Source organism: Acidovorax sp. 210-6, from assembly GCF_010020825.1.
GTDB lineage: Bacteria > Pseudomonadota > Gammaproteobacteria > Burkholderiales > Burkholderiaceae_C > Simplicispira > Simplicispira sedimenti.
The window spans coordinates 3,589,615-3,602,468 of the sequence record NZ_JAACJE010000001.1; the positions used below are offsets into that span (position 1 = coordinate 3,589,615).

The 12,854-nt window shown below is 66.0% G+C and carries 11 protein-coding genes and 1 pseudogene; 1 reads left to right on the top strand and 11 read right to left on the bottom strand.

Annotated elements, in window-relative coordinates:
• Positions 1-67: 67 nt before the first annotated feature.
• The 6 genes and pseudogenes from GWK50_RS16670 to GWK50_RS16695 all read right to left on the bottom strand — a co-directional run.
• On the bottom strand, positions 68-1,012 hold the full coding sequence (locus GWK50_RS16670) for a SprT family zinc-dependent metalloprotease (RefSeq protein ID WP_162017468.1): 945 nt from the start codon (positions 1,010-1,012) through the stop codon (positions 68-70).
• A 10-nt stretch (positions 1,013-1,022) separates the two neighbouring features.
• Positions 1,023-1,589, bottom strand: a complete 567-nt coding sequence (gene gmhB / locus GWK50_RS16675) for a D-glycero-beta-D-manno-heptose 1,7-bisphosphate 7-phosphatase (protein ID WP_162017469.1) — start codon at positions 1,587-1,589, stop codon at positions 1,023-1,025.
• A gap of 78 nt (positions 1,590-1,667) precedes the next feature.
• Complete coding sequence (locus GWK50_RS16680; protein WP_162017470.1) at positions 1,668-2,255, bottom strand: hypothetical protein; 588 nt, start codon at positions 2,253-2,255, stop codon at positions 1,668-1,670.
• A gap of 204 nt (positions 2,256-2,459) precedes the next feature.
• A complete protein-coding gene (gene glyS, locus GWK50_RS16685; protein WP_162017471.1) occupies positions 2,460-4,598 on the bottom strand; it encodes a glycine--tRNA ligase subunit beta in 2,139 nt (712 codons plus the stop codon).
• Between the two features lie 187 nt (positions 4,599-4,785).
• The gene (gene glyQ / locus GWK50_RS16690) at positions 4,786-5,691 is read right to left on the bottom strand and encodes a glycine--tRNA ligase subunit alpha (protein ID WP_162017472.1); all 906 of its coding nucleotides are present in this window, start codon (positions 5,689-5,691) and stop codon (positions 4,786-4,788) included.
• A 241-nt stretch (positions 5,692-5,932) separates the two neighbouring features.
• Positions 5,933-6,799: pseudogene (locus GWK50_RS16695) on the bottom strand (type II asparaginase); the annotation flags it as partial.
• Between the two features lie 20 nt (positions 6,800-6,819).
• Between GWK50_RS16695 and GWK50_RS16700 the strand changes: the two are divergent.
• Positions 6,820-7,320 (top strand): hypothetical protein, encoded by a 501-nt coding sequence (locus GWK50_RS16700; RefSeq protein WP_242455419.1) that lies wholly within the window; start codon positions 6,820-6,822, stop codon positions 7,318-7,320.
• 62 nt (positions 7,321-7,382) lie between these two features.
• On the opposite strand, the gene fabB is transcribed toward GWK50_RS16700, so the two are convergent.
• From fabB to GWK50_RS16725, 5 genes are all read right to left on the bottom strand, one after another.
• On the bottom strand, positions 7,383-8,606 hold the full coding sequence (fabB, locus tag GWK50_RS16705) for a beta-ketoacyl-ACP synthase I (protein ID WP_162017473.1): 1,224 nt from the start codon (positions 8,604-8,606) through the stop codon (positions 7,383-7,385).
• Positions 8,603-9,124: a 3-hydroxyacyl-[acyl-carrier-protein] dehydratase FabA gene (gene fabA, locus GWK50_RS16710; protein WP_162017474.1), complete on the bottom strand. Its 522-nt coding sequence runs from the start codon at positions 9,122-9,124 to the stop codon at positions 8,603-8,605. The genes fabB and fabA overlap by 4 nt, the downstream gene beginning before the upstream one ends.
• 80 nt (positions 9,125-9,204) lie before the next feature.
• A complete protein-coding gene (gene lnt / locus GWK50_RS16715; protein WP_162017475.1) occupies positions 9,205-10,803 on the bottom strand; it encodes an apolipoprotein N-acyltransferase in 1,599 nt (532 codons plus the stop codon).
• Complete coding sequence (locus GWK50_RS16720; RefSeq protein ID WP_162017476.1) at positions 10,800-11,681, bottom strand: transporter associated domain-containing protein; 882 nt, start codon at positions 11,679-11,681, stop codon at positions 10,800-10,802. Before GWK50_RS16720 ends, lnt begins: the two co-directional genes overlap by 4 nt.
• A 355-nt stretch (positions 11,682-12,036) precedes the next feature.
• A complete protein-coding gene (locus tag GWK50_RS16725) occupies positions 12,037-12,771 on the bottom strand; it encodes a GNAT family N-acetyltransferase (RefSeq protein WP_162017477.1) in 735 nt (244 codons plus the stop codon).
• Between the last annotated feature and the right edge of the window lie 83 nt (positions 12,772-12,854).

A 12,854-nucleotide genomic window follows, 5' to 3' on the forward strand; every position in this document is an offset into this window, starting at 1 on the left:
TTTTCAAGATAAAAACTGGCTACAGCGCTCGTCCATATTGCGCAAGCAGCTATTATTTTTATAGCATTTATTCCCACTGCGGTGCGGGTTCGTCGCGCAGTTGGCGGCGCAAGCGGGCGTAGTCGGGCACCACGCTGGCCACGGTGTCCCAGAAGCGCGGGCTGTGGTCCATGACGCGCAGGTGCGCCAGTTCGTGGACGACGACGTAGTCGATGACGGCCTGGGGGTAGTGCAGCAGGCGCCAGTTCAGGCAGATGGAGCCATCGGCACGCGCACTGCCCCAGCGGGTTTGCGCGCTGGACAGGCGCAGGCGGGTCCAACGCACGCCCAGCTGCGGGGCAAAGTGGTCCAGCCGGGCGCTGAAATGCAGGCGTGCATTGCGCATGAGCCAGGCCTGCACGGCGTCGCGGATCTGTACGGGCTGGGCCGATGCACTCAGACCAATGCGCAGTTGGCGCTGGGGGCCGCAGGCGGCGGCGGGTTCGCTGGTGACAGCCACATCGTGCAGCACACCACGCGCGCTGTGGCGCGCATCGAGCACCACCTGCAGCGGCGTGCCCAAGTAGGGCAGCACGGTGCCGTCGTGCCAGGCAATGCGTGCATGCTCCAGGCGCTGGCGGCGTTCGCGCGCCTCGTGCAGTTTGCGCAGGATCCAGTCCGACTTGTCGCGCAGTGCGGCATCCACGGCACCCAGCGTGACCCAGGACGGCGCGCGCACAGCCAAGCCGTCAGGCCCTACGGTGAAGCCGATGCTGCGCCTGCGTGCACGCTCCAGCCGGTAGGCGACCACGGCATCGCCCAGGCGCAGCTCGCGGTTGGCCTGCGGATGGGCAAAGGCGGCGGCAGGCAGCACCTGTGACAGCGGGATGCTGGGCTGCATGACCGAATCTGCTATCAAATGAATAGCGTTTTGCGCTTTATCAACGGGCGTTTGAGCCACATTTTTGCCTGAAGAAGGCAACGCAGGCCGTGGGTCGAACAGGTCCAGTGCCAGTTGCACAAAACGCTGCATGCGGCACCTGTCAGGCGGCGGCGCTGGCGTTGCTCAGCAGGTGCTCGGCAAAAGCGGCCAGATCGGCATGGATCTGAACGCCCGCAGGCCAAGTGGGAGGCAAGGCCTGGCCCGGCTCCATGGCGGCCGACTCGCCCGTGCACAGCAGGTGCAGCCGCGCGCCCAGGGCCGCGCCCGCGAGCAGATGCACACGGCAGTTGCCGGCCACCACCACGTCCTCGGCGTCCACCCCGTAGCGCTCGCAGATCTGCTCCATGAGCCCGGGTTCCGGCTTGCGGCAGTGGCAGGCGTCGTCGGGCGCATGGGGGCAGAAGAACACCGCGTCGATGCGACCGCCCACCGCCGCCAGTTGCTTGTGCATCTTGGCGTGGATGGCGTTGAGCGTGGCCATGTCGAACAGCCCCCGCCCCAGGCCTGGCTGGTTGGTGGCCACCACCACATGCCATCCAGCGTGGTTGAGCCGCGCAATCGCCTCCAGCGCGCCGGGCAGCGCGGTCCAGTCGTCAGGCGACGCCACGAACGCATCGGGCTCCAGGGCATTGATCGTGCCGTCGCGGTCGAGGATGGCGATTTTCATGGCTGCATTATGGCAACACTGGACACCTCCCTCGCGCACCACCGCAATGCGCGCGCTCGCTGATTCAGCGCCGCGGAATCAGTCGTTCGGCAACTGCCAACCCGTGACGTACAGCCCATGGGTACGCCCCCGCGCCCACTGGAGCTGCAGGCGCTGGCCCGGCCGCCAGGTGGCGGCCTGCGGGTCGGAAATGATGGATTGCTGGGGCTGCGCCAGGCCTTCGATGCGCAGGATCAGCTCGGTGCCCCCGGTGCCGCGCAGACTGGGCGACACGGCGCGGCTGCCCAGCACCTGGGCCTGCACCGGCGGCTGGGCCTGCAGATTCTGCAGGTTGTGCGTGCGCAGCAGCAACGCACCAGCGCCGCCCAGGCAGGCCAGCACCCAGGCGCCCAGCAGCCCTGCGCGCACCCCGCGCCCATGGCCCCGGCGCGCCAGCCACCACAGCCCCGCTGCCAGCAGCGCCACAAGCGCCAGGCCCACCAATGCTGGCAGGAACAAATCCAGCGCCGTGGCCTGCGGCGGCGGCAGCGGCTTCAGCGGCCAGGCGGCTGGCAAGGGCGCACGTTCAGCCTGCCATTGTTGCCAGGCACGCAGCGCCGCCAGCAACGCCGGTGGACCAAACAGCAGCCAGGCCGTGCGCTGACTGCGGGCGGAATCAGTGGTCATGGGCATAAAACCAACGGCTACTCCGCACAATCACGGCCCATGAAAAGGGCGCGGCCTCCCGATCAGGGCTCCCGCGCAAGGGCCGCCCCGCCGCGCAGGGAGCGTCCCCTCTCCCACCAGGGAAGAGGGGCAATACCTCCCCTCCCCCCTCGCGGGGGAGGGGTCGGGGGAGAGGGGGCGCCGAAGGCGACAAGGGGGGAGTTCTCAAGCCAACCGAGCGAGATCCGCCACGCGGTTCATGGCGACATGCAGCGTCTTGAGCAAGCCTTGGCGGTTCAGGCGCAAATCGAGCTGCTCGGCGTTGACCATCACGTCGTCAAAGAACGCATCCACCGGCGCGCGCAACACGGCCAGGGTTTGCAGGCTGGCGGTGTAATCGCCCGCGTCGAACTGCGCATTGGCCTCAGGCACGAAGCGCTGCAGCGCAGCGTACAGGTCTTTCTCGGCCAGCTCCTGCAGCAGGGCGGGGTTGACGTGGGCATCCACCGCACCTTCGGCCTCGGCCTTTTTCAGGATGTTGCCCACGCGCTTGTTGGCTGCCGCCAGCGCGGGGGCTTCGGGCAGTGCGGCGAAGGCGCGCACCGCTGCGAGCTGCTTCTCAACCAGGGCCAGGCGCTGGGGGCGCAGGGCCAGCACGGCGTCCACTTCCTGGGCGCTGTAGCCTTGCTCGCGCAGGCTGCCGGCGAGGCGGTCATAGATGAAGTCGGCCAGCTGCGCCGTGGCGTCCTGGGTCTTGTCGCCGAACGCGGGCACGGCGCCCTTCAGCAGCGCCAGCAGGTCCAGCGGCAGGTTCTTCTCCACCAGCATGCGGATCACCCCCAGCGCATGGCGGCGCAGCGCGAACGGGTCACGGTCGCCCGTGGGCAGGTTGCCGATGCCGAACATGCCCACCAGGGTTTCGAGCTTGTCGGCCAGCGCCACGACCACACCGGCCATGTTGCGCGGCAGCGCGTCGCCCGCAAAGCGCGGCTTGTAGTGGTCTTCGATGGCCTGGGCCACCGTCTCGCCCAGACCGTCGTTGAGGGCGTAGTAGCCGCCCATGATGCCCTGCAGCTCAGGGAACTCGCCCACCATGTCGGTCACGAGGTCGGTCTTGGCCAGTTGCGCGGCCAGGTCGGCGTCCTGTACCAGTTGCGCATCGCCCAGCTGCTGCGCGATGGCCTTGGCGATGGCGCGCACGCGCTCCACACGCTCGCCCTGCGTGCCCAGTTTGTTGTGATAGACCACCTTGGCCAGGCTGTCCACGCGCGAGGCCAATGTCTTTTTACGGTCCTGGTCAAAGAAGAACTTGGCATCGGCCAGGCGCGGGCGCACCACGCGCTCGTTGCCGCCAATGACGAAGCAAGGGTCTTCGGGGCAGATGTTGCTCACCACCAGGAACTTGTGGGTCAGCTTGCCTGCCGCATCGAGCAGCGGAAAGTATTTCTGGTTGGCCTTCATCGTGAGGATGAGGCATTCCTGCGGTACGTCCAGGAACTGCTCCTCGAACGCGCAGACCAGCACATTGGGGCGCTCGACCAGTGCCGTCACCTCGTCGAGCAGGGCGTCATCCTCGATGGGGCGCACGCCACCACCCAGGCGCGCAGCAGCGGCTGCGAGCTGGCGGGCGATCTCGGCCTTGCGCTCGACAAAGCTGGCGATCACGGCGCCGTCACGCGCCAGGGTCTCTGCGTACTGGTCGGCGTGGGCAATCTCCACCACCGGTTTGGCCGCCTCGAAGCGGTGGCCCTGGGTGGTGCGCCCTGCCGTCAGGCCCAGCGCCTTGACCGGCACCACCGTGCTGCCATGCAGGGCCACCAGGCCATGCGCGGGACGCACGAAATGCACGCTGCTCCAGCCGGGCAGCTCGCAATCCGTCTCCAGCTGGTAGCTCATGACCTTGGGGATGGGCAGCTTGGCAATGGCTTCGTCCAGCGCTTTTTGCAGGCCGGTGTCCAGCGTGGCGCCGCTGACCAGGCTGTCATAGAACAAGGCTTCAGCCTTGCCATCGGGCGCGCGCTGCAGGCGGGCCACTGCGGCGGCGGGGTCGGACAGGTCGGCGCCCAGGGCCTGCAGCTTTTTCAGCAACGCGGGCGTGGGCTGGCCCTCGGGCGTCAGGCCCACGGCCACGGGCATGAGTTTTTGGCGCACGGCCTTGTCTTCGGCCTTGAGCCAGACATGGCGCACATGCGCAGCCAAGCGACGCGGCGACGCGTAGGCGGTAACGCCCGAGTCGTCGCCCGTCAGACCCTGGGCCTGCAGCTGGTCGAACAGCACGCCGGCAAAGGCGTCGCCCAACTTTTGCAATGCCTTGGGGGGCAGTTCTTCGACAAACAGTTCTACGAGAAGGTTTTGCGTGGTCATGTGATCGACTCTATTCCGTTATCCGTTGGGCATTCGCTACGCCAGAGATGCCTGAAACAGGCGCGGCCCATGCGCAGGCAGCCGCGCAAGGGCCGTCCCGCAGCGCGGGCTGCGTCCACCTGCCCGCATTGCGCAGCAATGCGAGAGCGGGGGGAAGTCGCGAAGCGGCTCAGGGGGGTGTCTCACTTCAGGCGGTCTTCTTGGGCATGTTTGCCACCCATTCGCGCGGAGCCATGGGGAAGCCCAGGCGTTCGCGGCTGTCGTAGTAGCTTTGTGCCACGGCACGGGCCAGGTTGCGGATGCGGCCGATGTAGGCGGCACGCTCGGTCACCGAAATGGCACCGCGCGCATCCAGCAGGTTGAAGCTGTGCGCCGCCTTGAGGACTTGCTCGTACGCGGGCAGCGCGAGTTGCTGCTCCATCAGGTACTTGGCCTGCTTTTCGTGGGCGTTGAAAGCGGTGAACAGGAAGTCGGCGTCGGAGTGCTCGAAGTTGTAGGTGGACTGCTCGACCTCGTTCTGGTGGTACACATCGCCGTACTTCAGCGTGTCGGTCCACTGCAGGTTATAGACGTTGTCCACGCCCTGGAGGTACATGGCCAGGCGCTCCAGGCCGTAGGTGATCTCGCCCGTGATGGGCTTGCAGTCGATACCGCCCACCTGCTGGAAGTAGGTGAACTGCGTCACCTCCATGCCGTTGAGCCAGACCTCCCAGCCCAGGCCCCAGGCGCCCAGCGTGGGGTTCTCCCAGTCGTCCTCGACGAAGCGGATGTCGTTCTTCTTGAGGTCAAAGCCCAGGGCTTCCAGGCTGCCCAGGTACAGCTCCAGGATGTTGGAAGGCGCGGGCTTCAGGACCACCTGGTACTGGTAGTAGTGCTGCAGGCGGTTGGGGTTCTCGCCGTAGCGGCCGTCCTTGGGGCGGCGGCTGGGCTGCACATAAGCGGCCTTCCAGGGCTCGGGGCCGATGGCGCGCAGGAAGGTGGCGGTGTGCGAGGTGCCCGCGCCCACTTCCATGTCGTAGGGCTGCAGGAGCGCGCAGCCCTGGGCGTCCCAGTAGGACTGCAGCTTCAGGATGATTTGCTGGAAGGTCAACATGAGGTTCGGGGCACTGGCAAGGCCAGAGCCGGGCAATGAGGAAGGTGAAACAACAACGGGATCTCGCCGAAGCCCAGGCGCGCCGCCCTCCAGGAAGGAGGTCACGTGGCGCCAGGGCCAAACCGGCGATTTTACGGCGCCCCGCCAAGAACAAAGGCCGGGGCCCTTGTGGAGCCCCGGCCTTGGCCACCGGTGTCGCATGCGGATCGCAGAGGCAAACGATGGGCGCGCCTCCAGAAGATCAGTATTCCCAGAAGATTCGCTGCAATTCCTTGCTGTCCTGGGTCTTGGTCAAAGCCACCATGGCCAGGATGCGGGCCTTTTGCGGGCGCAGGTCATGCGCCACCACCCAGTCGTATTTGTCGTCGGGCTGCTCGGCATTGCGCAGCACAAAGCCATCGGGCACGCGGGCCGAGCGGACGATCTGCACACCCTGGCTGCGCAGGGCCTTGAGCGATTCCACCGCCTGCGCAGCCACCGAGCCATTGCCCGTGCCGGCGTGGATCAGCGCCTTGACGCCCACCTTGCCATAGGCTTCGATGCCTGTGGTGTTCATGTTGCCGTAGCCGTACACAATGTCCACTGCGGGCAGGGTCTTGATGTCATCGATGTTGAATTCGGACTGCGTGGTGTGCCGCTTGACCGGCGCGCGGAACCAGTAGTTCTTGCCCTCCACCACCATGCCCAGCGGCCCCCACTGGCTCTTGAAGGCCTCGGTCTTGATGTTGATGTGCTTGTGCACATCGCGGCCACTCTGGATCTCGTCGTTGATGGTCACCAGCACGCCTTTGCCCGCAGCGTCCTTGCTGGCGGCCACGCTGACGGCGTCGTACAGATTCAACGCACCATCGGCCGACAGGGCCGTGCCAGGACGCATGGAGCCCACCACCACGATGGGCTTGTTCGTGCGCACCGTGAGGTTCAGGAAGTACGCGGTTTCTTCCAGCGTGTCGGTCCCGTGGGTGATGACGATGCCGTCCACGTCGGCCTGCTTGGACAAGGCGGAAACACGCTGACCCAGCTTGAGCAGGTGCTCGTTGGTAAAGCTCTCCGACGCGATCTGGAACACCTGTTCACCCGACACCTTGGCGACGTTGGCCAGCTCGGGAGGCTTTACTCACACGCAGCGTGGACTTCTGCCTGGGTTTCTACAAACATCCCCACCCTCAGATTGCTAGCGACTTGCTGGTCAGCGGCAGGCTGTATCTGGCGGTGGCCACCTGTGTATGGCCACGCGCGCCCCGCGCGGCCAGCCTGGGGGCACGGCTGGCGCAGGAGCCCGAGATCCGCCTGGTGGGGGACGATCCCATGCGCCAGGCCATCGATGAGATTGCGCAGCGGCTAGGGTCGCCTGCCGGGCCGGGCATCCAGGTGCAGACATCGCGCCTGGCGCTGGCGCTGGAGCTGGTGCGCCTGGGCATGGGCATGGGCTGGACGGTGGTGTACTTCCTCACCGCCACCCGGCTCGACCCGGCCCAGATGGTGGCCATGGAACTGCCCGATTTGCCGCCCATGTCGCTCTACAGCTACCATGCCAGCGCCCATCCGCCGGGGCTTCATGCGACACGCATGCTCACCATGCTGCCGGGTCTGCTGCACGCAGCGCTGTCACCCCACACACGCAAATGACGTAAAAAAACCCGCCCCCGCAGTTGCAGAGGCGGGCCGACTGGCTCAAGCCAGCGGGGGGATCAGGCGCCCTGCCAGCGACGCAGCACCAGGCTGGCGTTGGTGCCGCCAAAGCCAAAGCTGTTGGACAGCACGGTATTCAGAATGGCGTCGCGCGTGCGGGTGACCAGCGGCATGCCGCCCAGCAACGGGTCGGGGGTTTCGACGTTGACCGAACCGGCGATGAACTGCTTGCCCAGCATGATGAGGCAGTAGATGGCCTCCTGCACGCCCGTGGCGCCCAGCGAGTGGCCGGTGAGTGATTTGGTGGACGAGAACGGCGGCACCTGGTCGCCGAACACGGCCTGCATGGCGCGCACTTCCTGCATGTCGCCCACAGGGGTGGAAGTGCCATGGGTGTTAATGTAGTCGATGGGCGCATCCAGCCCTTCCATGGCCTGCTTCATGCAGGCAATGGCGCCGTCGCCCGAGGGGGCCACCATGTCTTCACCGTCGCTGGTGGCGCCAAAGCCCACCACTTCGGCCAGGATGGTGGCGCCGCGCGCCTGGGCGTGCTCCAGGCTCTCCAGCACCACGGCACCGCCGCCGCCGGCGATGACGAAGCCGTCGCGGTTGGCGTCGTAGGCGCGCGCAGCCTTCTCGGGTGTGGCGTTGTACTTGCTGGACATGGCGCCCATGCCGTCGAACAGCAGGGCCATGCCCCAGGACAGTTCCTCGCCGCCACCGGCGAACACCACGTCCTGCATCCCCCAGGCGATTTGCTGCGCGGCCGCGCCGATGCAGTGCGCCGAGGTGGAGCAGGCCGAGGTGATGGAGTAGTTGATGCCCTTGACCTTGAAGTTGGTGGCCAGGCATGCCGACACGGTGCTGCTCATGCAGCGCGTGACCTGGTACGGGCCCACGCGGCGGATGCCTTTTTCACGCAGTGTATCGGCCGCCTCGATTTGGTTGGCGGGCGAACCGCCACCCGAGCCCATGATGAGGCCGGTGCGCGGGTGGCTGACTTGCTCGGGCGTCAGACCTGCCTGCTTGATCGCGTCTTCGAGCGCAATCTGCGCGTAGGCTGCGGCATCGCCCATGAAGCGCAATTGCTTGCGGTCGATGCGCGCCTCGATGTCGATCTCGGGCACGCCCGCGACCTGGCTGCGCAGTCCCAGTTCGGTGAACTTCTCCACGGCCTTGATGCCGCTCGTGCCCGCGCGCAACGAGGCCTCCACTGTGGCCCAATCGTTGCCAATGCACGAGACGATGCCCGCGCCCGTGATGACTACGCGCTTCTTGGTCATGCCGCTTCCTTGCTGTCGCCTTCGCGCAGAAACAGGCCCACGCGCAGGTCATTGGCTACGTAGATTTCCTTGCCGTCGGCGAGCAGGCGTGCGTCGCCGATGGCCATGTTGAGTTTGCGCTTGATGACGCGCTTGATATCGATCTCGTAGGTGACGAGCTTCACATCGGGGCCCACTTCGCCCGTGAACTTGACCTCGCCCGCGCCCAGCGCGCGGCCCCGGCCCGGCAGGCGCAGCCAGGTGAGGTAGAAGCCGATGAGCTGCCACATCGCGTCCAGCCCCAGGCAACCGGGCATGACCGGATCACCCTGGAAATGGCAGGCAAAGAACCACAGATCCGGCTTGACGTCCAGTTCGGCCACGATCCGGCCCAGGCCATGGGCACCACCGTCGCTGTCGATGTGCGTGATGCGATCGAACATCAGCATGGGCGGCAAGGGCAGGCGTCCGCTGTCGGGGCCGAACAGCCGGCCTTCGCCCGAGGCGATCAGTTGGTCATAGGAAAAGGATTCGGCCATTGTCAGTCTTGCTCCGCATCGGCGGCTGGGCCGCCCTGGTTTTCATCGTGCCCGCCCCGGGATGTCATGGCGGACCCCCATTATCCCGTATGCCTTGGGCCCTTTGGCACTCGCTTGCGCAGGGCCGCCATCATCAGCACCAACCCACCCAGAGCCCACAGCGGCCAGAGCCCCCAGTGCCCGGCCCAGTGGGCATAAGGTGTGGGCGCACCATCGCGCCCTTCCACCTGCCCCACCAGCACACCACGCTCGTGGCGTGCCAACTGGTGCGTGACCACGCCCCGGTGGTCGATGATGGCCGTGGCGCCGGTGTTGGTGGCACGCACCATGGGGCGCTCAAACTCCAGCGCACGCATGCGCGCAATGGCCAGGTGCTGATCGATGGCCAGCGTGTTGCCAAACCAGCCGATGTTGCTCAGGTTCACCAGCACGGTGGGCGCTGGCCTGCCGGGCTGGACGAACAGTGCGGCCAGCTCCTCGCCAAACAGGTCCTCGTAACAGATGTGGGGCGCAAAGCGCTCCCCGCGCCAGTCGAACGTAGGCTGGACCAGCGCGCCCCGGTTGAAGTCGCCCAGCGGGATGCGCATCAGATCGGTGAACCAGCGGAACAGAGGCGGGATGAACTCGCCAAAAGGCACAAGGTGGTGTTTGTCGTAGCGGTACACCTCGCTCTGCCCGGCGCGCAACCCCATCACCGAGTTGGTGTAGCCCTCTTCCATGCTGCCCAGGGGCAGGCCGATAAGGGCCGCACGCTCAGGCTGGGCAAAGTGGTCTTGCAGGCCCTGGAGGTAGCCCTCGGGCAGTTGCTGGGGCAACAGCGGCAAGGCGGTTTCGGGTGCCACGACCAGCGCCCGGTGCGGCTGCAGGAGCAGGTCGCGGTACCACTGCAAGGCCATGGGCACACCGGAGCCGGGTTCAAACTTCTCGTCCTGCGGGATGTTGCCCTGCAGCAGCACCAGGGGAACTGGCGTCTTGCGCCCCTGGATGGGGGTGTGGCACGCCTCCACGGCGCAGTGTCGGTCCAGGGCGGCTGCTACGCCAATGGCACCGAGCAACAGCACCAGCGCCCAGGCCCGCAGGCTGCGCAGATCGGACATGCGTACCTGCACCAGCAACATGGTCAGCGCAGCCGCCACCGCGCCCACGCCGTACACACCAACCCAGCGCGCCAGCGCCGCCAGCGGCCCCTGCACATGGGCATAGCCGCCAGCGCCCCAGGGAAAGCCCGTCCACCAGACGCCACGCGCCAGCTCGGCCAACAACCAAAACGCTCCGAAAACAATAGCACCTTGCGCCCGTCCCTTGGGCGCAAAGTGCACAAAAAGCCCTGAAATCAGCGCATAGTAGCTGCCCAGAAACATTGCCAGCGCCAGCACCGCAGCCGCGGCCAGGGGCGCCGCCAGGCTCCCGTAGGTGTGCATGGAGACATAGAGCCACCAGAAGGTACCCGTGAGCCAGGCCGTGGCAAACACACCGCCCAGCAGTGCACCGCGTCGCCAGCCCTGCGAAACGCTCAGGAGCCAGGCGAGCACGGCCAACGAGGCCATCTGCAACCACCACAAGGGCTGGCCGTTGCCCGGCCACGCGAGCGACGCGGCCTGAAGCCCCCCAGCCGCAGCCGCCCACCACAGCGCCAGCCAGCGCCTGGGCTGCGCTGGCGCGTACCGTGGGGAAGTCATCCGGCAGCCGCTGCCGAATCGGGCGGCAATGGCGCCACCTTGAACCAACGCACCGCCCCGCCCTTGGTGTGCAGCACCACGAACTGCAGGCCGCACAGCGCGAGTTGCTCGCCCCGGCGCGGCACATGGCCCATTTCGTGGGCGATCAGACCGCCGATTGTGTCGAATGCTTCGTCGGCGTCACTGCCCACAACCTGCACGCCGAAAGCCTCGCTGACGCGCTCTACCGGCGTATCGCCGCTGACGCGGTAAGTGCGGTCGGCCAGCGCGAAGATGTCGCCTTCTTCCTCGGGAATATCGAATTCGTCCTCGATCTCTCCCACGATCTGCTCCAGCACATCCTCGATGGTGACCAGCCCGGCCACGCGGCCGAATTCGTCGATGACCACAGCCAGGTGGTTGCGATTGCCGCGGAATTCGCGCAACAGATCGTTGAGGCCCTTGCTCTCGGGCACAAACACCGCCGGGCGCAGGAGTGCACGGATGTTCAGCTCGGGCGCGCGCTGCAGCTTGAGCAAATCCTTGGCCATGAGGATGCCGATGATGTTCTCGCGCTCACCCTGGTACACCGGAAAACGCGAATGCGCGGTGCTGATGATGAGGTGCAGCATCTCGTCATACGGCGCATCGATGTTGATCAGGTCCATGCGCGGCGCCGCCACCATCACGTCGCCCGCCGTCATGTCGGCCATGCGGATCACGCGTTCGAGCATGACGCGCGAATCGGCGCCGATCACGTCGTTGCTTTCGGCCTCGGCCAGGGTTTCAATCAGCTCTTCGGCCGAGTCGGGGCCAGGGTGGATGAACTCCACCAGTTTTTGCAGAAGCGTGCGCTTGTCTTCGCGTTCAGGCGAGCGCGCAGGGTGTGGTTCGGACACAGCCTAGGGTGCAGGACGTGCGGTAGTGGGACAGGCCCCTAGTGTAGTGCTTCACTCTGATTGGCACTTTCAGCCAGTGGCCAAGGGGTCAGCTGCTAGGCGCAGGGGCGCAGGCATAGCGGGTTACGTCAAGCCACTGCAACAACGCAGATGGCCCCTTGGCCACTGGCCCGAAGGGAGCCCCGAAAAAGCCGCCCAGCGTCGTTGCAGCGCTTGACAAGGGCACCACCATTGCCCGCGCGCTGCGCCTAGCCGGGCAGCTTTTTCGGGGCTCTGAAAGTACCAATCAGAGTGAAGCACTACACTAAGATAATGGTTTGCCATGACGGCACGGATCGTGTGCCGAGGTCCGCGTTCAGCGATCGGTGGACCCCAGCGCCTTGCGCACACCTTCGCGCACTTCATCCCCCATGCCGCGCACGCTGGCCAGGAAGGCCCAGAACTGCTTGGCCTGGCGCTTGAGTTGGTAGTCCACCTCGCCGTACTGCTGCTCGACTATTTCGGTCATGCGGGAGTCCAGATTGGGGGGCGGCAGTTGCAGAAACGCCTCTGATTCGGAGCCATCGCGCTGCACCACGGCCCCGGCATTGCTGGCGATGCGCAGCATGGCCGTGTTTTCGGTCAGTGCATGGATGAAGACCATGCGCACACCCGCGTTGCGCGCGTGCATGACGGCCCGGTCGAACAGCCGCGCCCCGTAGCCACGCCCGCGTGCACAGCGCGCCACCGAAACACCGAACTCGGCGCAGTTCGCATGCTCGGGCAGGGGCGTATAGGCCAGGTGCGCCATCGCGATGAGTTCGAGCCGACGGTTGTAGATACCGAAGATGTCATCACGGTCAAAGTCGAGCTGATCCACATAGCGCCGGATCTGCTCGTCACTGGCCGGGTAGCCAAAGCGCAGATAGCGATCTTCCGCATCCAAAGCGAACAAATGCCTGGCGATGCGCTCGCGGTGGCTGGGCCCCAGCGAACGGATCGGCACCATCAGATGCTTGGCGGCGCCAGGCGGGCGCCCGCCCTTTCCCCGTGTCGATACGGGATCGGCAGTGTCCAAGGCGGCCTGAAGCCATTCGTTGTTTGCGGTCATGGAACCAATATAGGGGTTTTCCCTGGCAATTCCAAGACATTTTTGCTGCATTGCAACAATTCAACACAAACCCGAATTTAGTG